We start from the raw sequence: 26725 nt of genomic DNA, 5'->3' as shown, positions 1-26725 counted from the left end.
CGTTTTCAATCGACGCATGCCAGCCTTTCAAATTGAATGGCTGGCATTGTCTATGGAGCTAGTCAAAATCATGACCGCCAGCAGTCTTTTGTTATTTTTACCCGCCTGTTTTGCTCTGAATATGGCCTTCGGCCCCAACAACCTGCTGTCCATGACGGTAGGGGCCAAGCAAGGCGTGTCGACTGCCCTGGTGGCGGCCATGGGGCGTCTGGTCGCTTTTGCCATCATGATTGTGGTGGCGGCCTTGGGAATGGGAACCTTGTTGATGGTCTCGGAAACGGCCTTTACCGTGGTCAAGCTCGCGGGGGCGGCGTATCTGATCTGGCTGGGCCTCAAGGTGCTGCGTGCCAGTGGTAAAACGTCAGCAGAGCAGACTGAGGTGAGCAAAAAAGATATCTGGGGCCTGGTGCGTCAGGAGTTCTTCGTGGCGATTGGTAATCCTAAGGCCATTCTGATTTTCACCGCTTTCTTCCCGCAATTTGTGGATATGAATAACTATTGGGCCAGCTTCATGACACAGGGTGTGATTTTCCTGCTGCTGGAAGTGCTCGCGATTGCGGCGTATGCCTATGTGGGGACCAGGCTGTCCGGCGTGATGCAAAATGCGCATGGTCTGCGCTGGGTGAACCGCATTAGTGGCAGCATGATGATAGGTTTTGGCGTGATTCTGGCCATGGCGCGCCGTTCCTGATTGGATGCCTGATCTGGCAGTTCAGGCCACACAGCAAAAAGCTCTCCTTGTGAGAGCTTTTTTATGCTTGCCATGTATTCGGCCAGTCTGAGCCCGCTGTTTTTAATGATGCTTTCATGTTCAATCTGCCGAACTGAATAAACCCCATAGGGTTGAGGTAGAGTCTCTGTCTTTTTGATGTTTCTATTTGTGCAGGGTTAACACTGAATAGGCTATTTAATGCTTGAAGTTTGTATTTTTTTTGCTAGGATAAAAACTCGTTCTAGGCTTTCTTGATTAAATAAATAGCAGGAGGTTTGGATATGAATGACACACCCATGAACTGGCCCAGTGATTTTCCGAGCAAACACGATTCAATATAAAATTTCCAAGAAAGACGGAGACCATTAACCAGCCTGGCCGCCCTATGGGCGGCTTTTTCATGGGCGCCTGGTTGAACTGGTTTTTATATCATGTGCCCTGAGAATACGCTGGGAATTTATTGATAATATTCAATTTCTGAAGCGTGCAAGACTGGAAAATTTCATACGGCTACTTTAAATTAAGTTTTGTTTTTTTTTAATGCATTGGGTGGCGTGGAAAAATACGGAGCGGAAAAAGAATGACTTGCATCAAGGTCTTGCTGGTTTTGTGTTTTTTCCTGTTTCTTGGCGCCTGCTCCAGTATTGCCGTTACTTATCATAGCGACCCCGAAGGAGCTACTGTCGTTTGCAATGGCAGTGTCTATGGCGAGACACCACTGACCATTCACTATAAGCTTCGGGATGTCGATAAACACCTGGGCATTCTTTACACAGACCCTTGTTATGCGCAGTGGCTTAGCGGATACCGGGTCTCGTATACCAATCGGGTACATCTACCCCCGATTCCGGTTTTCGGCTATCAAATGGCCAAACGGCCTTTGGGGGATGGTTATGCGCAGGACGCGGATTACGGTTTGCGTGTACAGACTCTGCGCCAGATGCGGGAACAGCAAGAAGAAAACCGCAGATTGATGCAAGCCCAACTGCGAGAGCAGCGTAAAACCAATTGCCTGCTAGAGGGGAAGTCAAAATGTTAGTGCCCCTTTGGGCGGGTATTAACTTGTAATATGGCCCCTGACTGATCTTGGCCAAGCACACTAGCCAAGACTCTTTGCTTTTAAATTTGACTGATCTTGGCTGATTCACAGTTTTGTTTCACTTAAACAAGTGACCAGGGCTATGCTATTTTCCTCTCTTTCCCTTTTCTGACTGATCCAGCCTTGCCACGTTCCTCTGCTCCCCCCTCTCGTCGTATCACCATCCGCGATGTCGCCAAAGCGGCAGGGGTGTCTTTGACTACGGTTTCACACGCCTTGAATGACAGAGGTGTGGTGGACCCGCTAACGCGTGCCAAGGTCAAGCAGATCGCGGCTGATATGGGCTACCGGCCCAATGTACGAGCACAGCGTTTGCGCTCCGGTGCGGCCAATAGCATCGCACTGGTATCGTCCATGCCTTTTGCCGTGTCGGGTGGTGTGTCGCGTTTAGGCTTCATGATGGAAGTGGCGGGTATTGCGGCGGAAGCGGCCATGAGGCGCGGCCTGGCTCTGGTGTTCGTACCTCCATTGGAAAGTGCCCAGGCCTTTCTGGAAGGCTTGGATATTGATGGGGCGATTTTGCTGGAACCCATGACGGATGATCCCAATGTGCGCTTGTTGCAGGAACGGGGCGTAGCCTTGGTGTCGATTGGCCGTCAGGGGGGCGTTGCAGACAGCATTCCCTTTATTGATCTGCAGTCCACCGCAACTGCGCATCTGCTTTTAAATCATTTGTGGGAGCAAGGACGGCGACGTATTGCTCTGGTGCAAAGCAGTGCCGCGCGTGACTCCTACGCTAGTCACAAGAAAGCCTACGAGAACTTCGCGGCGGCTCACGCCATGCCCGTGCGCTATATGCAGGTAGAGGAAAGCTTGGGTGAAGCGGGTGGGTTTGATGCCTGCTCCCGGCTTTTGGCGCAGTACCCCGATACTGATGCTCTATGTGTGCCCGTGGATGCCTTTGCGGTGGGCGCTTTGGCCGCCGTTCAGCAAGCCGGTTTGCGTGTCCCGCAAGATGTGATGATTGCGACCCGTTACGATGGCCTGCGTGCTCGTACCGCAGAACCGGCTCTGACCGCGGTGGATTTGCATCTGGAACAAGTGGCAACCCTGGCCGTCGAGCTGCTGTTCGAACATTTGTCGGGCGATAAAAGCCGCCAGTCGGCTTTGGGCCCAAAGCCGGAGCTTCGGGCCCGTGCCTCTACACAGCTGGATGATTAAGTCAGCATGACGGCAAGACCGGAGACGGTCGCAAACACCAGAACCGCAATACGCAGACGGCGTTGATCCAGCCTGTGATGAACCAGGCTGCTCAGGCCCATACCCAGCACCAATGCGGGCAGACACAAGACGGCATAGCTCAGGTGGGACCACTGCAGTGCACCGGAGATGCCCAGCACGACCAGCGAGATTATTTCTCCCACCAGAAAGCACAAGGCGACTGTCGAGCGCAGGGTAGCCACGGGGGCGTGCTGGTAGACCAGAGCCAAAGGTGGGCCGCCAATACCGGTTGCGGTTTCAGTGATGCCGGTCACCAGACCTGTGGCGATAAACGCCTTTTTGCCGGGCGTGAAGCTGGGGGCCAGCACCGACGCCAGCACAGCCAGCAAGGTGCTGATGCCCACGAACTGGTTTAACCAGTAGGTCGACAGCACCAGCAAAATCCCCAAACCGGCAAAAGTCCCCGCAAAACGTCCGACGGTGATCCAGCCCGCACCGGTGCGATCAATCCCCTCGCGTTCACGCCAGGCAACATAGGCATTCAGCGGCAGCATCAGGAACAACAATGCCCCCGGTATGGCCTCGGGATGAACCAAAGCCAGTACTGGAACCACGATCAGGGCAAAACCCATACCGCTGGCACCCTGAATGAAGGCGCCCGCCAGCACGGCGGCAAAAGCAATCAGCAAACCAGCGGTCATGCCAAGGCCTTTTCTTTCTCTGCGTGACGAGCCAGGTGCTCGGTAGACGGGGCATGCAGCTTGCGGATGTCCGATTGCGCGACGGCATGACGAGCCAGTTCACGCACTTCGTCCAGTAAGGGCAGGGGATCCCAATCCACAGGCTGGCCTTCCCAAAGACGCAGCTTGCCTTGGACCACTACAGCCCGGATCTGATCGCGGGCGGCAATCCGGACCAGCTCCCAAGGCAGATCCCAGGAAGGCGTCATCTCGGGCACTTGCAGGTCAACGACCAGGAAGTCGGCTTGAGCACCCACCCGAATCTGTCCGGTTTGGGCACCCAGCCCAACGACCTCGGCACCGCCTCGGGTCGCCATGTCCAGCCAGGTCCAACCCGCGCCGCAAGAGGAGTCGCCCACCATCATGCCGAAGGCAAAGCGTTGTGCGGCCTCGCCATAATCCATCATGCGAAAGGCATCGCTGCGAGTGCCGTCCGTCCCCATGCCCAGACGTATGCCTTGAACACGCATGGCTTCTGCCGGAGCGACCGCATTGCCTTTCCAGGCGCTGGCAACCGGGTTGTAGGAAACGGCGGCATTCAAATCGGCCAGCAGACGGATTTCGCTGGGGGTAACCAAAGTGGCATGGGCCAGCAAGGAGGCCGAACCCAGGGCACCAATATGGGCCAGATGCTCGATTGGGCGGCGACCATGGGCATTCAGGGAACGCTCCACCGCAACCAGATGCTCGTTGGCGTGGGTTTGGAACACTCGGCCTGCTTCTTCGCTCATGGAATAGATACGATGCAACATTGCATCACTGGCGGCTTCGGGGATAGAGATAGCCAGTGAGGGGCTGATCAAAGCATGGTGCTCCCATTGCTGGAGGTGGGCCTGGGCGCGAGCCACAATAGGCTCGGCGTCCAATAGTACCGCGCTGTGCTTGTCATTGCAGATCAGGCCCAGAACGCAGCGTATGCCTACGTCTGTGGTGGCTTGCACAATGGCATCCAGATCCTCGGACGATCGGGTGCCCGCGTCGCAAACCGTGGTGAATCCGCCTCGCAAGGCTTCCAGTGCCGACAGCTTGCTGGAGGCATACAGATGGCGGGCATTCAAGGTGCTTTCCAGAGGCACCCAGACCCGGCGGAAAATCTCCGAGGGCTCGCCATACACCAGCGATTTCCCATAAGACTGGGTGACGTGATGGTGTGCATCCACAAAACCAGGCATCAGCAAATGGCCGGGCAAGCCCAGGCGTGGCAGTCCAGGGTGACGGGCAGCCATTTCCTCTACCGTGCCAATATCGCTGAAGCGACCTTCTTCAATCAGTACAGCGTGTCCGCTGACAGGTCCTTGCGGCAGCAAAAGGTGTTCAGGTTCCAGAATGCGGGCCTGAGCCAGGTCGTGGGATTGGAATAAAGAAGCGTGATTCATGGCACAGCTCATCAAGAATGTTGAAGGGGGGCGGTTTTGGGGGAGCGCTGGCCGACGTGAATGAACAGATAGTTCAGGACAGCCGCCGTCAGCGCACCCATGGCAACGCCGTTGGACAAGAGCAAACGCAGTTGGGAGGGAAGTTGGTCGTAGATACCGGGAACGACGATGGGCAGCAAGCCGACTGCCAGGGCCGTGGCAACGACATACATGGCGGAGTGGCCACGCAGGTCTACCTTGCGCAACATGTCTATGCCCATGGTGCCCACGATGGCAAAGACCACCAGGCCGGTTGCTCCAATGACAGAGGCAGGGATGACGCTGATCAGGGCAGACAGTGGCGAGAACACGCCGAACAGAATCAGGAACAGTCCACCGACGGCGGTGACATAGCGGGAACGCACTTGGGTGGCGCGGATGATGCCGATGTTCTCGCCACTGGTAATGATCAGCGAGGTTCCGAAAATCCCGCTCAGCAAAGAAGCCAGCCCGTCGCCTCGGATCGTATTGGGGACTTGTGCCTGTTGCTCGGCCTCGTCTTCTTTGCCTAGGACTTCATTCAAGGCAATGGTCTGGCCAGTGGCTTCAACCATGGAAATCAAGGTGAACAGCAGCAGCGGCAAAGCGGCAATCAAATCAAAGTTGGGCGGGCCAAAGGGGAAGGGGGACGGCAGGGCCAGCAGTGGGCCGCTGCCCACGCCGCTCAAGCTGATGTCGCCCATCAAGGCAGCGGACAAGGCACCCACAATCAAGCCCAGCAAGATAGCCAGCTGGCGGCACATGCCCTTGAGCAGCCGGGCAAACAGCACGGTAGACACAATGGTGATCAGGGCCAGCAACAAATTGTCGGTATTGCCGAAATTGGCCGAGCCCGGTGTGCCGGCAATCAGCTTACCGGAGATTTGCGCCAGATTGATGGCAACCAGCAAGAGCATGATGCCGATCACCAGCGATGGGAAGTAACGCAAAAAGCGTTTGAAGATAGGGACGATCAGAAAGTACAGCAGGGCGGATAGAATCACCGCCCCGGAGGCCGTGGGCAGATCGGTTTGTTGCGCGATCAGAATGAACAGGATGATGGGTGCACCACCGGGCAGCATCACAAAAGGCAGTTTGGCGCCTATGCCGGCCGGGCCGAAAGATTGGATCAAGGTGCCTATGCCACAGACCAGAAAGGTGGCGCTGAGTAGTTGAGTGGTCAGGGCTGCATCAAAACCCAGGGCCTTGCTCATCAAGAACACAGCCGCGATGGGGGAGGCGGCCATGACCAGTACGTGTTGCAGCCCGAAGGCGATCATGCGCTGAGGGGAATACAGCTCATCCACTTGCGCAGTGGGGGTGTCTTTCATCAGTGTCTCCTGTGCTGCGTGGTCAGGCTTTCAAGAGCCTACCGCAGTCCTTTGGTTTTTGTTGCGTTATGAGTAAAACGATTTGGTTGTGATTTTAAAACTAACCAAAACGTTTTGGTAGTGTATTTATGCTTTTCTGAAAAGTCGATGTAGAAATCGAATAAGGATTATTTCGTTAGACTGAAATAGCCTGCTGGAGGCAGAGGAGGCAGTCATGCGACTGCTGGAAAGTATCGACGGCAAGAATAGACGTCGGAAGGTGCGCTGCATTTTTCGCCCCTCAGGCAGCCAGTCCCGACTGCCTAAAGGGCGTTTTTACGTAACAGGCTTTAATCCACGATGTAGAGTTTGGCCCCCGTCTGGGTGGAGGAACGATGTGGCTCGGCATTGTCGGCCACATGGTAGGACTGTCCCGGCTCCAGGGTGAAGCGGCGTCCGTCTTCCAGCTCGGTATCCAGCTTGCCTTCCAGGCACAGCAACATATGGCCCTTTACACACCAGTGATCGGCCAGATAGCCGGGGCTGTATTCCACCATGCGTACTCGGATAGGGCCAAATTGCTGTGTGCGCCACAGGGCCATGCCTGTTTCGCCTTTGTGTTCAGTGGGAGTGATGTCGGACCAGTTGACGGTGCAAAAGGGTAGGTTCTGAATATCCATGTTTGTGGCTCGTTTGAAGGGATGGGTTTCATAGTAGGCCTGTTTGGCCAGCCTGGTTTGTCTCCTTACTATTTTTCCTTGATACAGGCGATTTCAATTTAGAAATTTAATGACGTCACAAATGCGCGGAGATCAGGAATACTCGCGTTCAACAGGGGCTCTTCATGGCACTTGTACTGATAAAAGGGGAAGCGCATGAGTCTGTCTCAATCATTCTTATCTGCACGGCACTGTGGACGCTGGAGCATACTGGCCGCAGCGTTCTTGCTGTCTGCCTGTAGCAGTTTGCCTCAGCAGTCGGTACAGCGTGAGGCAGTATCGGCTGCAGCGCCGCAAACAGCCTCGACCTTGGGAACGCAGTGGGGAGAAGGACGTGAATCACGAGCCTACTCTGTCCAGGCTCAGCGCATCGAACCGCAGCGCGATGAGCTGCAATTAGCCTATTCCGATGAGCGCAGCATTCGCCAGGCTTTGGGCCAAAATCTGGATGCCCAGCGCAGCATCTTGCTGGATCAAGGCAAAGTGGAGCTGTCTGTCCATGATGGACGCGACACACCTTTGACTATTTTCAGCAGCATTGGGCTGCGGAACTATCAATTGGCCGGCAAATCAGGTGAACGTTACGTGCTGGTCTACACCAATCGCAGTTCCACGCCTTATGAAATCATCACCACGGTAGATGGTCTGGATGTCTTGTCGGGCAAAGCAGGTAGTCGTAGCCATAACGGCTATCTCTTGCAGGCTGGCGCTGTCTTGCGTATCGAAGGCTTTCGCAAGAGCGCGAATGAAGTGGCCGCCTTCCGTTTCTCAAGCAAGGACAGAGCGTATGCCGCGAACAGCTTGGCTGGCGATACCCGCAATATCGGTGTGATCGGTACGGTACTTTACGAAGTACGCCCGGTGACTCCGGCTCAACCTGCCGTACAGTCGCCCAATCCTTTTCCTGCGGATAAGGGAAATGGCCAATACGCGCCACCGCCTCGTTACTAAGGTTTGAAGGGCCATTCATCAATATGGTGTTCAGATTTTTGCTGAGTGGCCAATAAACGTTAGCAATCAAGTCAGGGCTTTGAAGGGGAAAGTACGCGCTTGGAGCCCTGCTGTGACTCTGCTAAGGTGTGCCAGGATTAGCCATTTTGCAAGGACGTCCCGTGCCGCCAGAGTTGATCCATTCAGAGCATTTTGTCCACGTACGCATCATCATCGGCATGGTGCTGGGGATCAGTATTTCCAGGCTGATCGTAGGCGTCTCTGAATTCATCCAGCACCCCAAAGCCAAGCGTATCTATCCCATTCATCTGGGATGGGTGTTGTATCTATTCCTGACGATTATTCATTTTTGGTGGTACGAGTTCAGTCTGGTGAAAGTGCAGGTCTGGTCCTTTCAGCTGTATTTTTTCCTGATTTTGTATACCTGTGTTTTTGCCATCATGGCGTCCTTGCTGTTTCCATCCAATATGGAGGAATACCGGGGGTTGGAAGATTATTTCCAGACCCGGCGGCGTTCGCTTTACGGCTTTTTTGTGTTGATTCAGCTCATGGATGTAATCGACACCGCCATTAAAGGGAAAGATTATTTCTTGAGTCTGGGTTTGGAGTACCCCGTGCAGCAGGCCGTGTTCATTGTCATGGGCTTGATTGCCATGGTGGTGCCCAGCAAGTCTTATCAGGCGGCGTTGGTGGTGTTGACGATAGTTTATAAAGGGCTGTGGATTTTCCGTCTGTACGACATTCTGAATTGAATCCGCCGGTCATTTTCTACTGCTGATCTGCCCTTGAAGTCATAAGGCCTGTCTGCTGTTGAGCCCTTTGCATTTGATTTTGACGAACCCACGGTTCACTGCTTTCCAAGTCTGATCGCTCAGCTATAGGCTATAGGGCGGTCAAACATCCTCTTTAGCGGATCTGTCATTAAGCCTGGGCTAAAATCGCTTTTTCAGTTGTGTTCTTGGAGAGGGTATCGACATGAGTGGCTCCTTTACTTTTGTGGTGATGTTGGCGTTTTTGGCTGTGGTCGTGGTGATGGCTGGGGTCAAAGTCGTGCCTCAGGGCCAGCAATGGACGGTCGAGCGTTTTGGTCGCTACACCCGTACCCTGACGCCGGGCTTGTCCTTGCTGGTGCCTTTTATGGACCGCGTGGGCCGCAAGCTCAAAATGATGGAATCCGTGCTGGATGTGCCCTCGCAAAATGTGATTTCCCGCGACAACGTGGCCGTGACCGCGGACGGTGTGGTGTTTTATCGCATCGACAATGCTGCCCAGGCGGCTTACGAAATTGATCACCTGGAAATGGCCATTGTGAACCTGACCACCACCAACCTGCGCTCGGTTCTGGGTTCGATGGAACTGGACCACATGCTGTCGAACCGCGAGCTCATTAACGATCGCCTGCTGGCCGCGGTGGATGCGGCCACTACGCCTTGGGGGGTGAAAGTTACCCGGGTGGAGATCCGTGATTTGAATATGGCTCCCGAATTGCAGGAAGCCATGAACCTGCAAATGACGGCAGAGCGCCATCGTCGTGCTGCCGTGACCAAGGCCAGCGGCCAGAAAGAAGCCGAGGTGCTGCAAGCCGAAGGGGAGAAGCAGGCGGCCGTATTGCGTGCCGAGGGTGAAAAACAATCTGCCATCTTGCGTGCTGAAGCGCGTGAGCGTGAAGCCGAGGCTGAAGCCCGTGCAACCCGCGAAGTGTCCGAAGCCATCAAGAGCGGTGACGTGCAGGCCCTGCAGTACTTTGTGGGTTTGAAGTACGTGGAAGCCTTGCGAGATGTGGGCACGGGTCCTAACAGCAAGCTGGTGCTGATGCCTTTGGAAGCCAGCGGCATTACCGGTGCCGTGGCGGGTGTGACCGAGCTGCTCAAGACCACCGGCAGCAAGCTGGGACAAGGCTAAGCGGACAGCTGGAGGTGCTGATCTTGTCATTCATTTTTGATTCCTTCTGGTATTGGCTGGTGTCTGGCCTTGTGCTGATCGCTGCCGAGGTTGTCATCTCCGGCGTTTATCTGCTGTGGCTGGGCCTGGGAGCCCTGACGGTGGGCTTGTTTGCTGCCGCCTGGCCTGACGCGCCCAACTGGCTTCAGTGGCTGATTCTGGCTGTTGCCATGTTGGGGTGGGTGGTTGTCGGTGTGCGTTGGCAACGGCGCAGCCGGGCCAATCAGCCCGACATTCTGAATACCGGCTTGAGCGCCTATGTGGGTGCACGTGCGCAGGTCAGCGAAAGCTTTGTGAATGGCCGTGGACGTATTCGGCTTAACGATAGTTATTACAGTGCCACGGCGACCCAAAATCTGGAGCAGGGCGCTGCGGTTGTGGTCTTGGCGGTGGAAGGCGCCGAAATGCGTGTTCAGGCTGTTGAGCAAGACAAATAGCAGGATGTAGAACAATGATGAACAATCGCTACGGCAAGCTGGCTTCCTTGGTATATCACCTGGACAAGCCAGTAGGACGATCTTTTGGAGATGTGGAGTACTACCTGGAGCGCTTGCACGGCACAAGGGGGCCGATTCTCGAGCCTGCAGTAGGTACAGGGCGCATTCTGATTCCCTTGCTGCAGGCGGGGCTGGATATCAGCGGCTTCGATCTGTCGCAGGAAATGCTGGATTATTGCCACCGTGAATTGGAACTGCGCTCTTTGACGACGCAGCTTCAACTGGCCGGTTTTACGGATTTCACAGCAGACCGCCCCTTGGAGGCGATTGTGGTACCAGCCGGCTCTTTCCAGTTGCTGGATTCGTTTGAGCAAGGCATGGCCGCGCTAAGCCGTTTTCATGCCAGCCTGAAGCCAGGTGGACGGCTGTTGCTGGATCTGGACCCGGTGGCGGCGATTTTGAGTGTGCATCCAGGCATGCGGACCTGGTCGGCCGCTCCGCATGGACTTATTACTCTCAATGCCACCGCCTTGGACAAGGACTATTGCGCTCAGGTAAGCCGTGAAATGCATCGCTACGAGTTGTGGGAGCATGGTGTCTTGCTGGAAACCCAGCTGGAACAGTTCTCGCTGCGCTGGTGGGGTGTTCAGGAACTGCGCATGGCGCTGGAGCAAGTGGGTTTTGGCGAGATTGTTATCTCCGGCGGGTATCAGTACGGCAAGACACCGCAGGACACTGACGGAATTATTTCGTTTGAAGCGCGCAAGCTGTAAGACTGGGACTGGGACTGGGCTTGGTGCCAGTAATCGTATTAGTGTGGTGGCTAAGGTGGAAACTGCACGCGATATGAGCAATGACATGGGTTCGTACATGGATACTGGTGCGGCGACAGCAACAGCAACAGCAACAGCAACAGCAACAGCAACGGCAATTGCAGGGTTGCAAGCTGCTGGACTGGGATCCGGGCGTCGGATTGTTTCAACCCTGTCTGCTTTGATGTTGGCGCTACTGCCTGTATTTGTCCCCGTCGCTCAAGGGCAAAGCCTGATACAGGATGAACAAGGCTGGGTGTACGTGAATGAAAAGGGCAAAGCCGTTCTGCGCCCCTTCATTTACGACAATGGCCCTGATTATTTTGAAGAAGGTCTGGCCCGTTTCGTCGCCAAGGGGAAGATGGGCTTTCACGACCAGTCACTGAAAATCTGGATTCCGGCCCGTTATGATTTCGCCTTTCCCTTTGTAGATGGCAAAGCCAAGGTCGGCATGGATTGCAAGCTCATTCCGCACGGCGAACACCGTTCGGTTCATTGCCAGCATTGGGAAAATATTTCCAATCCTTTGACAGCATCAAAAGATCGGCCCGAAAACTAGTCCGCACACAGTACACTGCAGTACAGAACTTATCCGGAGAACACGATGAAGAAATGGGGAATCCTGGGATTGGTCGGCGTCTTGTCTGCTTGTGCCAATCAGCCCTCGACACAACCACCCGTGGGTATTGCCAATCCGGCTTCGGCTTATTGCGTGGAGAAGGGCGGGCGTTTGGACATTGTAAATACACCGACAGGGCAGGTGGGCATGTGCACTTTGCCGGATGGCACGGTGATTGAAGAGTGGGAACTGATGCGCCGCGACCACCCTTCGGCAAAGTCCTGATGCCAGATAATAAAAGCCAGCTATTCGCTGGCTTTTATATTAGCGTTCGATACGGACTTCAAAGTAGGCTTCGGACTCGCCCAGATCACGAAAGCCATCGCTCATGGCGCGCGTGGCGGCGGCAATCCATTTCTTGGCCAGGGCAATGTCCTCCCCGGACAATTCTGTCTCTGCTGTTTCTTCAGCCAGTTGCCACGCTCGATAGGCCTGGACCACGGCCTCCGGGCCTTGCATGACTTTTTCTAAGCTGCGGCGAAAACGCTCCTCAGCCTCGCGGCGGCCGCGTTCGGTGATATCGGAAGGAGCGTCGTGCAAAGTGATGTTATAGGACATGATGCTTCTTTTTGCTGTATGGATAAACAGTAATTTAGCATGTCTTTTTATCTTGAGCCAGATTTTTGTGATGTCTGTTGCATCCACAAACGGCTTGAACAGGCCTGCACTTTTGCTCGGTTTTACGCGGCTCACCCAGTCCTGATTTTCCACCATAGACTACGTGCTCCAGCCCGTGGGTATACTGCTGCAAGCAGATTCACGCTCTCTTTTTTCTTGGCCGAGGTTCAGGGTGCAGCTTGTAGCGATAGGCAGTATTACCGTTGATATTGTGGTCTCAGGCATGCCAGCCGAGCTGGCGCGTGGCGACAAGCAGGAAGTGGGCTCGATTGATTTGTACCCTGGTGGTGGTGCACTCAATGCCACAGCCAGTTTTATGGAGCAAGGTGAATCGGTACGACTTCTGGGGGCGCTGGGTCAGGATGGCCTGGGTGATCGTTTGCGCGCGCATATCGAGCAACTGGGTATTGATGTCAGCAGTGTGCAGACTTGCCCCGATCAACCCACAGGGAAAGCCATCGTTCTGGTAGAGCCATCCGGAAGTGCCTCGGTACTGGCCCGGCGCGGTGCAAATGCCTGCCTGCGTGTTCAGGCTCAAGACCTGCAAGCAGACCTGATTTATGTGGCCCCCTTGGCCTTGCAGCCTATGGAAAGTTTGGCGCAAGCCTTGGCGGAAAGAAGTGATACCTCGGCCTGCCTGGTGGTAAATCCCAGTGTGGCGTGTTTGCAGCATCAAGGTGAGGGATTCAAGCAGGTTTACGCACAAGCCGATGTGCTGGGCTTGAATGCGGTAGAGGCCCAGATGTTGGCAGGTGTTCAGGATGCCGATATTCAGCTGGAATTGTCGATTCAGGAAGCGTGCGAGCTGGCTGCGCGTCTGCAACATCACCCCCAACAAGCCTTGTTGATCACCCTGGGTGTGCAGGGGGCGGTGTTGGCTTTCAATGGGCAGCAGTATGCGGAACCAGCGTGCAAGGTGGCGGTGTGCTCAACGGTGGGGGCAGGGGATGCGTTTCTGTCCAGCTTTGCCCTAGCCTGGAAACGGGGCCTGGAGCCGTCAGACGCCTTGAAGCTGGCCAGCCAGGCCGCGGCGGCACGATTAGGGCAGTGGGCGGCCAATACTTTTCCGCCCATGTTCGGGCAAGATGCGGCGGAAGTCCTGACGTTGTAAATACAAAAAGCGCAGCAAAACAAATCGCAAGGGGGAGAGGATATGGCAGCCACTATCATTATTGTGGGCTTGTATCTGTTGGTGACGGTTCTGCTGGGTGTCACACTCTGTTATACCCGTCCCAGGACGTGGAAGCGCGATACGGCTTTATTAATGATTACTCCCCTGGCTGTCCCCGTGGTTTACGCCATTTTTACGATGTTCAATGGATAAGGGTTCCGGCACAAAACGCCTTTTCCTGGTCTTTTATTGCGTGTTATGAGCTTTTGCAAAGATTTCTGCCGTAAAGGTAAGCTCATGTAGCCCAATCCTAGTCTTTGTGTCGCCTCTGTGTCGGATCTTGACAATCGTTGACTTCATGTTCTGAAGGTGGCCCGTTACCATAGTCTCAAGCTTGTTGAGTTGGGACTTTGGGATGTACGCCATGATTAATGCCTCGAATCTGATTGATTATGTACCTATGGTATTAATGCTGGCTGGCTGCGGTATTTTGGGTTTTATTTTGTTGTCTTTCTGGCTGCATCGCTCTTGATCTACGCCCGGCCTTGTAGTGCTTTGCAATAAAGCACCTATATTTACGCTTGATTTCAGCGCCATCTTTTACCTGACGTGTTGCTTTTGCTGCACGCTTGCCTTCGCTCACTTCTCATATCAGACAAGTGTAGTAAGCTATTTCCACGATCTGTTTCGCGACCAGCGCTTGATGGTTTTTTCTACCTTGTGCTAACAGCAGACGCGGCCTGGGCAGTCTTCATCTCGAACGATTCGCCGGGCATCAGCAAACTTCAGGTCAAGGAGAAGGAAATCATGTTTTTCCGCTTAGTTTCTGCCTGCGCAGGCTCTTTGATGTTGACGGCATGCGCCAGCTCTACCCAAACGGCCACCAAACCCGCGGGGCAAGCCAATCTGGCCTCCACTTTTTGTCAGCGCATGGGTGGGCAAACCATTGTTCATGAAAGTGGACGTGGCGCCTATGGAACCTGTTTGATGAAAGATGGCTCGGAGTCCGAAGAATGGGCCTTTTATCGTAGCTGGTATCCCCGGATGGACTGAATTCTTTGCCAAATGTGGTTTTTGTGGCGATACAGCGCCGCGATAGCGGGCGAAGGTGATAAACTTATCCAATCAAATGTGTTATTTGGGAAGCAGAATCTTATGAACTCAACGCGAACTACCCGTCGGCAAATCTAGCCGTGGCCGCGTAGCGTTTCGTTTGCTTTCCAAGAACGTTCAATTCAAAAGCGCGGCTTTTTCAAGGCCGCGTTTTTTATTTCAGGAAGTGTTATGGTCCGAATCACACTGCCCGATGGCTCCCAGCGAGAGTTTCAGGGCCCGGTTTCCGTCAGCGAAGTGGCGAACTCGATTGGCACAGGCCTGGGCCGCGCCGCCCTGGCAGGCCGTGTCGGCACGCCCGGTACCGAGTCGCGTCTGGTGGATACCTCGTATGTGATCGACCAGGACAGCAATTTGGCCATCATCACCGCCAAAGACGCGGACGGTCTGGATTTGATCCGTCACTCTACTGCCCACTTGCTGGCTTACGCGGTCAAGAGTCTGTTCCCGGATGCCCAGGTCACCATTGGCCCGGTCATCGACAACGGCTTTTACTACGACTTTTCCTACAAGCGCGCCTTTACGCCCGAGGATCTGGAAGCCATTGAAAAGAAAATGGCAGAACTGGCCAAGAAAGACGAAGTGGTGACTCGTGAAGAGTGGCTGCGCGACGATGCGGTCGAGTTCTTCAAGAGCATTGGCGAGGACTACAAGGCAGAGATCATTGCCTCCATTCCTTCCAACGAGCCAATCAGCCTGTACCGTGAAGGGGACTTCATCGATTTGTGCCGTGGTCCTCACGTGCCATCCACCGGCAAGTTGAAAGTGTTCAAGCTGATGAAAGTGGCCGGCGCTTACTGGCGTGGCGACAGCAACAATGAAATGCTGCAACGCATTTACGGCACTGCCTGGGCGACCAAGGAAGATCAGCAAGCGTACCTGACCATGCTGGAAGAGGCCGAGCGCCGCGACCACCGCAAGCTGGGCCGTGAGCTGGATCTGTTCCACTTCCAGGAAGAGGCTCCCGGCCTGATTTTCTGGCACCCCAAAGGTTGGGTGATCTGGCAACAGGTCGAGCAATACATTCGCCGTGTCTATCAGGACAATGGCTACCAGGAAGTGAAAGCGCCACAAATTCTGGATTTGTCGCTGTGGAAGAAAACCGGCCACTGGGACAACTACGCTGAAAACATGTTCACGACCGAGTCGGAGAACCGTGTTTATGGCTTGAAGCCCATGAACTGCCCCGGCCACGTGCAAATCTTCAACTCCGGCCTGCATTCCTACCGTGAACTGCCTATTCGTTACGGCGAGTTCGGTCAGTGCCATCGCAACGAACCTTCGGGTGCCTTGCACGGCATGATGCGTGTGCGCGGCTTTACGCAAGACGACGGTCACATTTTCTGTACCGAAGATCAACTGCAAGACGAATGCGCTGCCTTTACGGCTCAGTTGCAAGCCGTGTATGCGGACTTCGGCTTTACCGAAATTCTGTACAAAGTGGCTACTCGCCCAGAAAAGCGTATCGGTGACGATGCTGTCTGGGACAAGGCTGAACAAGCCCTGATCGAAAGCTTGCGCCGTACCGGCTGCGAGTTCGAGATCTCGGAAGGCGAGGGCGCTTTCTATGGCCCGAAGATTGAATACACACTGAAAGATGCCATTGGTCGTCATTGGCAGTGCGGCACCATCCAGGTGGACTTCTCCATGCCGGCCCGTTTGGGTGCCGAGTATGTGGATGCTCAGGATCAACGTCGCGTGCCCGTGATGTTGCACCGTGCTATTTTGGGCTCCTTCGAGCGCTTTATCGGCATGCTGATTGAAAACCACGCCGGCGCCTTGCCTGCCTGGTTGGCGCCGGAGCACGTGGTGGTATGCTGCATTTCCGAAAGTTCAGCGGATTATGCCCAATCCGTGGCGCAAAACCTGAAGAAAATGGGATTCCGTGCCTCCTCTGATTTGCGTGGTGAAAAAATCACTCGTAAAATCCGTGAGCACAGTATGCAAAAAGTGCCCTATATTCTGGTCGTGGGCGAGAAAGAGCGTGAAAACGGCGCAGTTGCCGTACGTGCGCGTGGTGGCGTGGACTTGGGCGTCATGCCAGTAGCCGATTTTTCAGCACGATTGAAGCAAGAGATCGATAGCCGTCAGTAAAACAGGAACGCTATCGTTTTTATCGACATTTTTAGGAGTTTTCGACATCGCAACCGAGAAAAAACATCGCATCAATGGTGAAATTCGTATTCCAGAGGTGCGACTCATTGGAGTCGAGGGTGAGCAGCTAGGTATCGTCAAGGTGCCTGACGCCTTGGCTATGGCAGAACAGCATGATGTGGACCTGGTGGAAATCGCCCCTGCGGCTGTGCCACCGGTGTGCCGTTTGATGGATTACGGCAAATTCCGCTATCAGGAACAGAAGCGCCAACAAGAAGCCAAGGCCAAGCAGAAAATCATTCAGATCAAGGAAGTCAAATTCCGTCCCGGTACGGATGAAGGCGACTACCAGGTCAAGCTGCGTAATGTGAAGCGTTTCATCGATGATGGCGACAAGGTCAAAGTGACTTTGCGTTTCCGTGGTCGTGAAATGGCTCACCAGGAATTGGGGATGCGTGTGCTGGAACGGATTCGCGACGAAGTCAGCGAAATCTGTCAGGTTGAAGCCATGCCCAAGCTGGAAGGCCGTCAAATGGTCATGGTCTTGGCGCCTCGCAAGAAAGCGTCCTGATACTCTTGCACGATACTGCCTGGGTCCGCCCAGGAGCATTATGCGTCGCCCGATTCGCTCCCAAGTAGCGAGTCGGGCACAATCGCCTTTGCAGCCCGTCTGCAAAGGCGTTTTTCTCTAGGTGTGATATGCACGTTTTATTCATCATTGATCCCTTGCCCAGCCTGTCGGCTTACAAGGATTCCTCCGTTGCCATGATGCGTGCATTCCTGGCGCGTGGTCATCGCGTCAGCGTGACCTTGCAGTCTGATTTGTACATTTCCCAAAGCCGGGTTCGTACGCGCAGTCAGGCTGTCAGCATTGCCGCTGATGCTGATTTGCGTGCGCCGTCGTGGTGGACTTATCCCGAAGCTGCTACCGAGCAGGAATTGAATGTCTTTGACGCAGTCATCATGCGCAAGGACCCGCCCTTTGATATGGAATATTCCTATTCCACACACTTGCTCAGCTTTGCGCAGGAGCAGGGGGCCAAGGTATTCAATTCGGGTGCGGCCATTCGCAATCACCCTGAAAAACTCGCTATTACCGAATTTCCGGAATTTACCCCTCCCACCTTGGTTACCCGTGACATGGCCCGCTTGCGTGCCTTTCACCAGGAACACAAGGATGTGATCGTCAAGCCGCTGGACGGCATGGGTGGCATGGGTATTTTCCGTCTGCAAGATCCCGAGCCCAATCTGGGCGCGATCCTGGAAACGTTGACGGCCAATGGGACGCAAACCATTATGGCGCAGCGCTACATCCCTGAAATCGTCAAGGGTGACAAGCGCATCCTGATTATTGACGGCGAACCTGTGCCTTATGCTTTGGCTCGTATTCCCTTGGCGGGCGAGACTCGCGGCAATCTGGCAGCCGGTGGTCGCGGGGTTGCCCAACCCTTGTCCGAACACGATTGGCATATTGCCCGTACCCTGGGCCCTGTGCTGGCCGCACGTGGCTTGCTGCTGATTGGTCTGGATGTGATTGGTGACTACGTTACCGAAATCAATGTGACCAGCCCAACTTGTTTCGTTGAAATTACTGAGCAGACAGGTTTTGACGTTGCACAGCGTTTTGCCGAGGCCGTCGAACAAGCGACGGGACGCGCGTGATACGCCTTGCCTTGATCATGCACGAGCCTCTGGCCAGTGCGTTTGCCAGCTGTGCCGAGCACGTCCTGGGCGAAAAGCCTGATCTGTTTGTCTTTGACATTCAGGCCGACGAATGCACGGATACGGCGGTGGACCGCTTGCTGGGGCAACTGCAAACGCAAGCGCCGGACTCGCCCGCCACACTGATACTGTGTGATCTTTACGGTGCCACGCCCTTTAACGTGGCCCGTCGAGTCCAGCAAGCTTTGCAAGATCAAGGGCAGGGCGCTTATTTATTGACCGGCACCAATATGTGCATGGTGTTGAAAGCCTTGACCGAGCGACGTGACAATCCTGAGCAGTTCGCTCAGGATGTCATGGCAGGCGCGTTGCGTGGCATTGTCCACGCCGACTGCCATTGCTAATTTGAATTTTCACTTTCATTTTTCCAGTTGCCCTTATGCCTAGCGTATCCATCACGATCAGTAATAAATTAGGTCTTCATGCACGGGCAGCAGCCAAGCTTACACAGTTGGCCGGCCGTTATAGCAGTGAGATTTTTATCGCGCGTGGCTCTCAGCGCGTGAATGCAAAAAGTATTATGGGTGTCATGATGCTGGCCGCCGGAATGGGGGTCACCGTGGTTGTGGACGCCCAGGGCGATGATGCCGATCAGGCCCTTAATGACATTCAGGCGTTGTTTGACGCCAAGTTTGGTGAAAACGAATAAGGAAGAAATCTGGTCATGAATAGTGCTGCAGCTCGAACCCCGGCCTCTGATTTGCCCGCGATGTTCACCGCTCAAGGCCAAGCAGTCGGTAAGGGGTATGCCATCGCCAAAGCCGTGGTGATGAGCGCAGCAGCACTGGAAGTTCCTCATTACCGGATTGCCGCCGAAGACGTCGATTCTGAAAGCCAGCGCTTGTTAAGTGCCATGGCTAGCACTCGCGACGAACTTCGAGCCATGGTTGATCAGTTGCCTGTGGATGCGCCACGCGAGCTGGCACCTATTTTGACGGTGCACAGCCTGCTGCTGGATGATCCCATGCTGACGCAGCAAACCTGTGCCATCATTGCCGAGCGTCACTACAACGCGGAGTGGGCTCTGACCTCGCAAGGTCAGATGCTGGTCGAGCAGTTCTCCCAAATGGAAGACGAATACCTGCGCGAGCGTGGCGCTGATGTGCGCCAGGTCATCGAGCGCGTATTGCGTGTTCTGGCCGGTAAGCCAGCATTGCTTCCCGGTTTTTCAGCAGCCCAGGAAGAGCCGCTGATCGTGGTGGCACGTGATATCTCCCCAGCAGATATGCTGCGCTTGCGCGGTGGTCATTTCGCCGGTTTTTTGACAGATTTGGGCGGGCCCACTTCGCACACGGCCATTGTGGCTCGCAGCTTGAGTGTTCCAGCCGTAGTGGGTTTGGGTAGCTTCCGCAGTCTGATTCGCGATGGCGATTTTCTGATCGTGGATGGCTTTTCAGGTGCGGTTATTGTTAATCCGTCCGAGCTGGTTCTGGCTGAATACCGGGAGCGTCAGGAAGCCTATCGTCGTGAGCGAGCCGAGCTGGAAGCCTTGCTGGATGCGCCTGCAGTGACACTGGATGGCATTAACGTTCGCCTGGAAGCCAATATCGAGCTTCCTGAAGAAGCTGAGCTGGCCTTGAAGGCGGGCGCCGACGGTATTGGCCTGTTTCGCAGCGAATTTCTCTTCATGGGGCGCACGGATCTGCCTTCCGAGCAGGAACAGTACGAAGCGTATTCCCGTGTGGTGAAGGCCATGAAAGGCAAGGTCGTCACTATCCGTACACTGGATATTGGCGCTGACAAAACACTGGATGGCGACGCAACGGTCGCTACCAATCCGGCGCTGGGCTTACGCGCAATTCGCTACTGTCTGGACAAGCCTGAAATGTTTGCCACACAGCTGCGTGCCTTGTTGCGCGCCAGTCAGCATGGGCAAATCCGTATTTTGATTCCCATGATCTCTTCCATGAACGAGGTCCATGCCAGTCGTCAGGCTATTGAGTCGGCAGCCCGGGAGCTGGAAAAATCGGGTACACCGTTTGCGCGCAATTATTTATTGGGTGCGATGGTGGAAGTGCCCGCTATCGCCATAGCCATCGAGCCCTTTGTGCAGGAACTGGATTTTCTGTCCATCGGCACCAATGATTTGATCCAGTACGTCCTGGCGGTAGATCGGGGTGATGCCGAGGTTGCCAGCCTGTACGACCCCATGCACCCGGCGGTCCTGCGTTTGATTGCACACACAATCAACGCGGCAGACCGGGCCGGCAAACCCGTGGCGATCTGTGGGGAAATGGCAGGGGATGCCTCGGTCACTCGCATGTTGCTGGGGCTGGGCCTGAAAGAATTCTCCATGCATCCGCAGCAATTGTTGGATGTGAAAAAGGAAGTGCGTCTATCGCATTCCAATGCCTTGCGCGTAAAGGTTGCCAGTGCCTTGAACCGGGCCGAGCGCATCGATCTGGCCACATTAGCTGCCTAAGTGGTTGAAAATAGTCAATTTAATTTGGCAAATTTGTAACAAACCCCGGCTGTAAACCTATGAGGGATTCCATTTGTAACAACGCACCTGAACCGGGCTTCCCGCTAGGTGCTTGTTGTTAAAGGGTTTGTCATGAAGCTTGAGCTATATCGTCAGAATAATTGAAATCAGGATTTACACTAATAGATTGGTCTGCGTGCCCAGCACCGATAGAATGGCTTTTAGGGGAGTTGTAACAGACCCAAGGCCGAGCCGGAAGTCGCACCAGGCATCGGCCCATTCTATCTAGCGACCTTGGAATAGTAGGAAGGAAATCTTATGAAACTGACTCGTGCTCATTTTGCTGTCATGGCCGCTGCTGCTTCGATGACTCTTTTGGCTGCGTGTTCCAAAGAGGACGATAAAGCCGCTACGAGCGCGCCACCTGCTCCTGTCGCTGCTCCACAATCGACAGCACCTGCCACTCCACCCGCACCTGAGGCTGACAAGTCCCTGGAGCAAAAAACGGAAGAACTGAAGCAGGACGCCGCTAAAGTTGCTGACGACGTCAAAAAAGAAGCAGAGGAACAGAAAGAAAACGCCAAGGAAAATACCAATTCCTTGAAGGAAGATGCCAAGGCTGCCGGCGACAAAGTCTCTGAAAAAGCAGGTGAAGCCAAGGACGCTGTGGCCAATGCGGCCAGCCGTACTGGTGATGCCATTAAAGATGGTGCAGCCAAAGCGGACAAAGCCATCCAGGACAAGCTGGGTAATGGTGTAGATTCCTCGCCATCTTCGGTTCCTTCTGAGCAATCCAAACCTTGAGGTTTGAATAATTCGGCTGATTGTCTGGCCAGATGCAAAAAGCGGGTGCCTTTGGCACCCGCTTTTTCTATACTGCTGGTAGTGTCAATATTTTCAGGAGAGGACCATGATTAATCGTAGCGAGTGGCTGGAAGATTTGCAAAAAAACGTCTCGGAGCTGATCGCCAAAAGTCCGGCTGCCGATATTGAGCGCAATGTAAAAGCCTTTATGGGCCAGGCCTTCAACCGTATGGACCTGGTCACCCGTGAAGAGTTTGATACCTACAAGCTGATGCTGGAACGCGCACTGGCTCGTGTGGCGGCTCTGGAAACACGTTTGCAAGCCCTGGAAGGGCGTCAAACTCCTGTTCCTCAAGATGGCGATACTTCTGCTCAAGAGGGCAGCCAAGGCTGATCACTTCATTTGAATACGGTCGCCAGGCCTGGGGGCACACAATCGGCCAGCCCCTTTTTCATTGCTGTTTTTCTTGTCTTGACTGGGGTGTGCGCCGCACTGCATGTGTGGAAGGTACCCCCGGCTTTGCCTTTTATGCAGCGGGAATTAGGCATGGACCTGGTGCAATCCGGGTTCCTGCTGGCCAGCGTACAGATGGCTGGCATGTTGCTGGGCTTATGCATAGGCCTGATTTCCGAGAAAATCGGCCTGCGCCGCTGTATCTTGATCGGGCTGGGTATATTGAGCCTAGCCTCGCTGATTGGCTCCGTGTTTGAGCACAGTTCTCTGGTTTTACTGGGCCGCATGATAGAAGGCTGTGGCTTTCTGATGGTGGTGCTGCCCATTCCGGCCTTGATCAAGCGTATTACTGATGCGGCGCGGTTGAGCCGAGTCATGGGCTTGTGGGGCTGTTACATGCCTGCCGGGGCAGTCTTGATGCTGTGGGCTGGCGCTGCCTGGTTGGCAGTTGGTTCCTGGCGTACCTTGTGGGTGGTTCTGGGCATATTGACGGTCATTTTCATGGTCCTGACCTTTCTGCTGGTGCCGCCAGACTCTCAGACTCAAACCAGAAGTGCAGCACAGCATGCCTCCGCTCATCGCTGGTCCAGTCTGCTGCGCACCACTTTAAGTTCCGGCCGGGTTTGGTTGCTGGCCTTGGCCTTCGGTGTGTATGCCGCACAGTGGGCGGCGGTCGTCGGTTTTATGCCCACTATTTATAACCAGGCAGAGATAGCAGTCGGCACCGCCGGTTTGCTGACGGCCCTGATTGCGGCCGGGAATGTCGTGGGAAATCTGGGCGCAGGGCGTTGTCTGCATGCGGGTATTCCGCCCCATAGGCTGCTGCAAGCAGGCTATTTGGGTATGATCGCGTGTGCTATCGTTGCGTTCGGGCTGACACAAAGTTTGGTGGTTCAGTTTGTCGCCATCCTGCTGTTTTCGATTGTGGGTGGCTTAATTCCCGCTACCTTGTTCTTCCTGGCAGTCACGGCAGCCCCCTCGCCAGAGACCACCTCAACCTCGGTGGGCTGGGTGCAGCAATGTTCTTCATTGGGGCAGTTTGTAGGGCCGCCTGTTGTGGCATCGGTTGTGCATGTTTTGGGCGGATGGCAGTGGGCCTGGATCGCGACAGTTGGTTTTGCTGTTTTGGGCTTGATCATTGCCTGGTGCTTGTCTCGATTGGTTCTGCCAAATGGCCGTTAAGCGTTGCTCTGATCGGAGTCGGGTCGTCTGAATCAGATCATGAAGGAGCCAGCTCGATAATGCTGGCTCTGTTTTTTTTGAGGGGAAAGCAGCAAGATGCTCGCCAGTAATGTCCAGGTCACAAGAGATGAGTTGGTCGATCTTTTGGCCGCCTCGCATGAGTCTTTGAATTTCGAGAACTGCACCTTTGATGATGAGGATCTGTCGGGTCTGGAACTGGACGGTGTGCAGTTTTCGGGCTGCAGCTTTTTGAATACCCGCTTTGCACGGGCGCATCTGCAAGACACAGTCTGGCAACGCTGCAAGCTGGGACAAGTGGATTTCAGCCTGGCTGATTTAAGTTCGGCGCGCTTTCGGGTGTGTGATCTGCACTTGAGCAAGTGGGTGCGTGCCCAGATTGCTTCCATGCACATCGAGGACTCCAAACTAAGCGGGGCCATCTTCAACGAAACCCGTGGTCTGGATTTGAGTCTGCGTGAATGCAAGCTGGTCGGTGCCACCTTGCGTGCGATTAACTTCCGTAAACAAAATCTGGTGCAACTGGATTTCTCCGATGCCGATCTGGGCGGCTGCAATTTTCAGGATGCCGTATTTGAAGGCGGCAGCTTGAGGGGCGCCAGCCTGAGAGGGGTGAACTTCAAGGGAGCAGACCTTCGCAGTGTGGAACTGGGCAGCATCACCTTGTACGACTTGAATAACTCTTTCCAAGGCGCATGTTTGTCCGTAGAGCAGGCCGTCCAGCTGGTCAGCTCCATGGGCGTGCAGGTTCAGTAAGACCTGTGTGTCGTACAAGTACCCAGTGATGTTTTAAGGCAGATATCTGGAGCTTCTTTTTCCTGACAGGCAGACTGAACGTTTGCCTTGGAAAGGGAGAAGGGCATATGTCCTTGGCCGTTTTAAATAGCTGCGCTTTGTCGGGCCTGGATTTTATAGACGTGCGTGTCGAGGCGCATGTCGCTCCAGGATTACCCGCCTTCCATATTGTTGGTTTGCCCGATGCCGGTATTCGCGAAAGCCGGGAGCGCATACGCGCCGCCTTGCAAGCCAGTGGTTTTGACTTTCCTGCAGCCCGACTGACCATCAATCTGGCGCCTGCTGATTTGCCCAAGGATTCGGGGCGCTTTGATTTGCCCGTGGCTTTGGCAATTTTGCTGGCCAGCGGCCAACTTAGCCGTCCAGACGACAAGCAGCGTGAGCAGGCTATTACAGGCCTGGAGCGTTACGTCATGGCCGGAGAGCTGTCTTTGACCGGAGCCGTGGTTCCGGTTCAAAGCGCCTTGACGATCGCCTTGGGTATGGCGCGTCGGCATCCGGAACTTTGTTTGCTTTTGCCCGCGCAGAGTGCTGAAGTTGCCGCCCATGTTCCTGATCTGCAGGTCTGCGGGGTTGCCAGTCTGGCTGAGGCAGCGGGGTATCTGCGAGGGGACAAGGAACTGGAACCTGCGCTGGCCAAGCCTTGGGCAGAGCCGAATGATGTTCAACAGCTTTGTTTGTCGGACGTGCAGGGACAAGCTTTGGCGTGTCGTGCCTTGGAAGTAGCTGCGGCTGGTGGACATAGCCTTTTGTTGAATGGCTCGCCGGGTGTGGGTAAAACCATGCTCGCTCAACGCCTGCCGGGTTTATTGCCTGATCTGGATCGGTACGCTCAGCTGGAAGTGGCCGCCTTGTATTCCTTTGTGCAAGAGCAGGACTTTTTCAGCAGGCGACCGCCTTTTCGCGCCCCGCATCATAGCGTGTCGACTCCTGCCTTGATTGGCGGGGGAAGCCGCCCAAGGCCAGGGGAGGTTTCGCTGGCGCATCATGGAGTGCTGTTTCTGGATGAGCTGCCCGAGTTCAGCCGGCGCTCTCTGGAGGCCTTGCGAGAGCCTCTGGAGCAGGGCTGCGTACATATTTCTCGTGCGCAGAAGCAAGCAGTCTTCCCGGCACAATTTCAATTTGTGGCTGCCATGAATCCATGTCCCTGTGGCTGGGCGGCAAGTCGCCATCGGGCGTGTCGATGTTCTCCTGCTCAACGAGAGCTGTATCGGCAGCGCCTATCGGGGCCGATGCTGGACAGAATTGATCTTTTGGTGACCTTAAGCGAGTCCGATCCGGAGCGTGATCAGGCCGCTCAGGCATCCAGTCAGGTCAGGCTGCGGGTACAGGAGGCGATCGAGAGGCAGTTGGCACGCCAGACGGTACGTAACGCTCGTCTATCGGTAGCGAGTTTGAAGGAGTATGGGCGTTTGTCTGCGGAGGCCTTGCAACTGCTGGCCAGTGCACGCAAACGCTGGCATTGGTCTGAGCGCGTGCAGGGTAGAGTCTTGCGGGTGGCGCGGACAATTGCGGATCTGGCCGGAGTAGATCAGATTGCCAGACCGCATATTGCCGAAGCATTGCAGTTCAGGCCTGAGTTGCCGTGAATCCGAGCCAACAGGAAGGCGGACGTCGCCAGGTGTGGCAGGATCGGACAAGCTAAGGGCCGACAGGCGCCATGACGCTGACGCGCATCCGGCCGAGGGCACCGTTTCTTGTTTTCCTTGATGGCCTGCCAACAACGGTTCAACTGCAAAAAATCCCTTTGATATCTGGACAATCCTTCAAGAATCACCCTATAATCAAGAGCTTTTCCCCTGTTTGGATCTGTTCTGGCGGCGGGCAAAGAAAAAAATAAGTGCCTGTTTTGGGTCATACAAGTGTCAGCCAGCTTCCTAGGCGACCACCCGCAGACACAAATTAGTCGAGTAATTTCATGCCTAAAATGAAAACCAAAAAAAGCGCCTCCAAGCGCTTTGTGGTTCGTGGTAGCGGTTCCATCAAGCGGGGCCAAGCGTTCAAGCGTCACATTCTGACCAAGAAGACGACCAAGAACAAACGTCAGTTGCGCGGTGCCGTCGAGGTTCATAAAGCCGACGTCGCTTCCGTAAAAGCAATGATGCCTTTCGCTTGATTAGGGAGAATCGAACATGTCACGAGTAAAACGCGGTGTTAACGCACGCGCACGCCATAAGAAAGTAATTGCCCAGGCCAAAGGTTTTCGCGGCCGTCGCGGTAATGTATTCCGTATAGCCAAACAGGCTGTCATGAAGGCAGGTCAGTACGCCTACCGTGACCGCCGTAACAAGAAACGCGTATTCCGCTCGCTGTGGATTACCCGTATCAACGCAGCTTGCCGCGAACTGGACATGAGCTACAGCCAGTTTATCGCCGGCCTGAACAAAGCCTCCATCGCTTTGGACCGTAAGGTTCTGGCTGACTTGGCTGTTAAAGACAAGGCAGGTTTTGCTGCTGTTGTTGCACAGGCTAAGAACGCTCTGGCTGCTTAAGCGGT

The 26725-nt window shown here is 54.8% G+C and carries 32 protein-coding genes; 26 read left to right on the top strand and 6 right to left on the bottom strand.

Translation table 11 applies throughout. The features are described 5' to 3' along the window. Positions 1-70 precede the first annotated feature (70 nt). From Q9R35_RS08025 to Q9R35_RS08015, 3 genes are all read left to right on the top strand, one after another. Positions 71-691, top strand: a complete 621-nt coding sequence (locus Q9R35_RS08025) for a LysE family translocator (RefSeq protein WP_063692823.1) — start codon at positions 71-73, stop codon at positions 689-691. A gap of 601 nt (positions 692-1292) precedes the next feature. After that, a complete protein-coding gene (locus tag Q9R35_RS08020) occupies positions 1293-1751 on the top strand; it encodes a PEGA domain-containing protein (protein WP_125304331.1) in 459 nt (152 codons plus the stop codon). A gap of 183 nt (positions 1752-1934) precedes the next feature. Next, the gene (locus Q9R35_RS08015; protein ID WP_125304332.1) at positions 1935-2972 is read left to right on the top strand and encodes a LacI family DNA-binding transcriptional regulator; all 1038 of its coding nucleotides are present in this window, start codon (positions 1935-1937) and stop codon (positions 2970-2972) included. Here Q9R35_RS08015 and Q9R35_RS08010 read toward each other — a convergent pair. The 4 genes from Q9R35_RS08010 to Q9R35_RS07995 all read right to left on the bottom strand — a co-directional run bounded on the left by Q9R35_RS08010 (position 2969) and on the right by Q9R35_RS07995 (position 7096). Next, the gene (locus tag Q9R35_RS08010) at positions 2969-3673 is read right to left on the bottom strand and encodes a sulfite exporter TauE/SafE family protein (RefSeq protein WP_125304333.1); all 705 of its coding nucleotides are present in this window, start codon (positions 3671-3673) and stop codon (positions 2969-2971) included. The genes Q9R35_RS08015 and Q9R35_RS08010 overlap by 4 nt on opposite strands. After that, entirely contained in the window at positions 3670-5088 is a 1419-nt protein-coding gene (locus tag Q9R35_RS08005; RefSeq protein ID WP_063692753.1) for an amidohydrolase family protein, read from the bottom strand. The genes Q9R35_RS08010 and Q9R35_RS08005 overlap by 4 nt, the downstream gene beginning before the upstream one ends. Before the next feature lie 11 nt (positions 5089-5099). Next, on the bottom strand, positions 5100-6437 hold the full coding sequence (locus Q9R35_RS08000; protein ID WP_311219636.1) for a solute carrier family 23 protein: 1338 nt from the start codon (positions 6435-6437) through the stop codon (positions 5100-5102). Between the two features lie 329 nt (positions 6438-6766). Then, entirely contained in the window at positions 6767-7096 is a 330-nt protein-coding gene (locus Q9R35_RS07995) for a DHCW motif cupin fold protein (RefSeq protein WP_042482096.1), read from the bottom strand. 195 nt (positions 7097-7291) lie between these two features. Between Q9R35_RS07995 and Q9R35_RS07990 the strand changes: the two genes are divergently transcribed. The 7 genes from Q9R35_RS07990 to Q9R35_RS07960 all read left to right on the top strand — a co-directional run bounded on the left by Q9R35_RS07990 (position 7292) and on the right by Q9R35_RS07960 (position 12120). After that, the gene (locus Q9R35_RS07990) at positions 7292-8086 is read left to right on the top strand and encodes a hypothetical protein (protein ID WP_125304334.1); all 795 of its coding nucleotides are present in this window, start codon (positions 7292-7294) and stop codon (positions 8084-8086) included. 146 nt (positions 8087-8232) lie between these two features. Beyond that, positions 8233-8838 carry a hypothetical protein gene (locus tag Q9R35_RS07985; RefSeq protein ID WP_081251529.1) on the top strand — a complete coding sequence of 202 codons (606 nt, stop codon included), beginning with the start codon at positions 8233-8235 and terminating at the stop codon, positions 8836-8838. A 223-nt stretch (positions 8839-9061) separates the two neighbouring features. After that, complete coding sequence (locus Q9R35_RS07980; protein ID WP_063692761.1) at positions 9062-9988, top strand: SPFH domain-containing protein; 927 nt, start codon at positions 9062-9064, stop codon at positions 9986-9988. Between the two features lie 14 nt (positions 9989-10002). Beyond that, positions 10003-10464 (top strand): NfeD family protein, encoded by a 462-nt coding sequence (locus Q9R35_RS07975; RefSeq protein ID WP_042480320.1) that lies wholly within the window; start codon positions 10003-10005, stop codon positions 10462-10464. Between the two features lie 14 nt (positions 10465-10478). Further along, positions 10479-11237 carry a class I SAM-dependent methyltransferase gene (locus Q9R35_RS07970; RefSeq protein ID WP_311219635.1) on the top strand — a complete coding sequence of 253 codons (759 nt, stop codon included), beginning with the start codon at positions 10479-10481 and terminating at the stop codon, positions 11235-11237. Beyond that, positions 11218-11835 (top strand): WG repeat-containing protein, encoded by a 618-nt coding sequence (locus Q9R35_RS07965; protein WP_311219634.1) that lies wholly within the window; start codon positions 11218-11220, stop codon positions 11833-11835. Before Q9R35_RS07970 ends, Q9R35_RS07965 begins: the two co-directional genes overlap by 20 nt. A 45-nt stretch (positions 11836-11880) precedes the next feature. Further along, positions 11881-12120, top strand: coding sequence for a DUF333 domain-containing protein (locus tag Q9R35_RS07960; RefSeq protein ID WP_042480323.1), 240 nt, complete (start codon positions 11881-11883; stop codon positions 12118-12120). Between the two features lie 39 nt (positions 12121-12159). Here the strand turns inward: Q9R35_RS07960 and Q9R35_RS07955 are convergent, their stop codons facing one another. Continuing rightward, complete coding sequence (locus Q9R35_RS07955; protein ID WP_042480326.1) at positions 12160-12453, bottom strand: hypothetical protein; 294 nt, start codon at positions 12451-12453, stop codon at positions 12160-12162. 163 nt (positions 12454-12616) lie between these two features. Here Q9R35_RS07955 and Q9R35_RS07950 point away from each other — a divergent pair, with 163 nt between their 5' ends. Both Q9R35_RS07950 and Q9R35_RS07945 read left to right on the top strand, forming a co-directional pair. Further along, the gene (locus Q9R35_RS07950; RefSeq protein ID WP_307188514.1) at positions 12617-13624 is read left to right on the top strand and encodes a carbohydrate kinase family protein; all 1008 of its coding nucleotides are present in this window, start codon (positions 12617-12619) and stop codon (positions 13622-13624) included. 42 nt (positions 13625-13666) lie between these two features. Further along, positions 13667-13837: a hypothetical protein gene (locus Q9R35_RS07945; protein WP_155274652.1), complete on the top strand. Its 171-nt coding sequence runs from the start codon at positions 13667-13669 to the stop codon at positions 13835-13837. Between the two features lie 253 nt (positions 13838-14090). Here the strand turns inward: Q9R35_RS07945 and Q9R35_RS07940 are convergent, their stop codons facing one another. Continuing rightward, positions 14091-14267 (bottom strand): hypothetical protein, encoded by a 177-nt coding sequence (locus tag Q9R35_RS07940; RefSeq protein ID WP_155274653.1) that lies wholly within the window; start codon positions 14265-14267, stop codon positions 14091-14093. Positions 14268-14431: 164 nt separating this feature from the next. On the opposite strand from Q9R35_RS07940, the gene Q9R35_RS07935 reads away from it, so the two are divergent. The 14 genes from Q9R35_RS07935 (at position 14432) to rplT (ending at position 26720) form a co-directional block, all read left to right on the top strand. Beyond that, positions 14432-14677 carry a DUF333 domain-containing protein gene (locus Q9R35_RS07935; protein ID WP_042480338.1) on the top strand — a complete coding sequence of 82 codons (246 nt, stop codon included), beginning with the start codon at positions 14432-14434 and terminating at the stop codon, positions 14675-14677. 231 nt (positions 14678-14908) lie between these two features. After that, positions 14909-16831, top strand: coding sequence for a threonine--tRNA ligase (thrS, locus tag Q9R35_RS07930; protein ID WP_042480340.1), 1923 nt, complete (start codon positions 14909-14911; stop codon positions 16829-16831). 46 nt (positions 16832-16877) lie between these two features. Further along, positions 16878-17402 (top strand): translation initiation factor IF-3, encoded by a 525-nt coding sequence (gene infC, locus Q9R35_RS07925; RefSeq protein WP_080584954.1) that lies wholly within the window; start codon positions 16878-16880, stop codon positions 17400-17402. A 128-nt stretch (positions 17403-17530) separates the two neighbouring features. Continuing rightward, positions 17531-18493, top strand: a complete 963-nt coding sequence (gene gshB, locus Q9R35_RS07920) for a glutathione synthase (protein ID WP_042480343.1) — start codon at positions 17531-17533, stop codon at positions 18491-18493. Further along, positions 18490-18897, top strand: a complete 408-nt coding sequence (locus Q9R35_RS07915; RefSeq protein ID WP_009454402.1) for a PTS sugar transporter subunit IIA — start codon at positions 18490-18492, stop codon at positions 18895-18897. The genes gshB and Q9R35_RS07915 overlap by 4 nt, the downstream gene beginning before the upstream one ends. 35 nt (positions 18898-18932) lie before the next feature. Next, positions 18933-19202 carry an HPr family phosphocarrier protein gene (locus Q9R35_RS07910; protein ID WP_003800381.1) on the top strand — a complete coding sequence of 90 codons (270 nt, stop codon included), beginning with the start codon at positions 18933-18935 and terminating at the stop codon, positions 19200-19202. Positions 19203-19262: 60 nt separating this feature from the next. Next, on the top strand, positions 19263-20975 hold the full coding sequence (gene ptsP, locus Q9R35_RS07905) for a phosphoenolpyruvate--protein phosphotransferase (RefSeq protein ID WP_171902903.1): 1713 nt from the start codon (positions 19263-19265) through the stop codon (positions 20973-20975). Positions 20976-21293: 318 nt separating this feature from the next. After that, entirely contained in the window at positions 21294-21779 is a 486-nt protein-coding gene (locus Q9R35_RS07900) for a hypothetical protein (RefSeq protein ID WP_045931427.1), read from the top strand. Positions 21780-21885: 106 nt separating this feature from the next. Then, on the top strand, positions 21886-22173 hold the full coding sequence (locus Q9R35_RS07895) for an accessory factor UbiK family protein (protein WP_009454398.1): 288 nt from the start codon (positions 21886-21888) through the stop codon (positions 22171-22173). Between the two features lie 87 nt (positions 22174-22260). After that, the gene (locus tag Q9R35_RS07890; protein ID WP_226348893.1) at positions 22261-23415 is read left to right on the top strand and encodes a CynX/NimT family MFS transporter; all 1155 of its coding nucleotides are present in this window, start codon (positions 22261-22263) and stop codon (positions 23413-23415) included. 96 nt (positions 23416-23511) lie between these two features. Further along, positions 23512-24189: a pentapeptide repeat-containing protein gene (locus Q9R35_RS07885; protein WP_226348804.1), complete on the top strand. Its 678-nt coding sequence runs from the start codon at positions 23512-23514 to the stop codon at positions 24187-24189. Positions 24190-24296: 107 nt separating this feature from the next. After that, the gene (locus tag Q9R35_RS07880) at positions 24297-25817 is read left to right on the top strand and encodes a YifB family Mg chelatase-like AAA ATPase (RefSeq protein WP_125304339.1); all 1521 of its coding nucleotides are present in this window, start codon (positions 24297-24299) and stop codon (positions 25815-25817) included. A gap of 329 nt (positions 25818-26146) precedes the next feature. Beyond that, positions 26147-26344, top strand: coding sequence for a 50S ribosomal protein L35 (gene rpmI, locus Q9R35_RS07875; protein ID WP_003800367.1), 198 nt, complete (start codon positions 26147-26149; stop codon positions 26342-26344). Between the two features lie 16 nt (positions 26345-26360). Beyond that, the gene (gene rplT, locus Q9R35_RS07870) at positions 26361-26720 is read left to right on the top strand and encodes a 50S ribosomal protein L20 (protein WP_009454390.1); all 360 of its coding nucleotides are present in this window, start codon (positions 26361-26363) and stop codon (positions 26718-26720) included. The last annotated feature ends 5 nt before the right edge of the window (positions 26721-26725 follow it).

It is taken from the genome of Alcaligenes sp. AB3 (assembly GCF_031844565.1).
Lineage (GTDB): Bacteria > Pseudomonadota > Gammaproteobacteria > Burkholderiales > Burkholderiaceae_B > Alcaligenes > Alcaligenes faecalis.
Note: the sequence above shows the minus strand (reverse complement) of the source record. Positions and strands in the feature narration are given on the sequence as shown.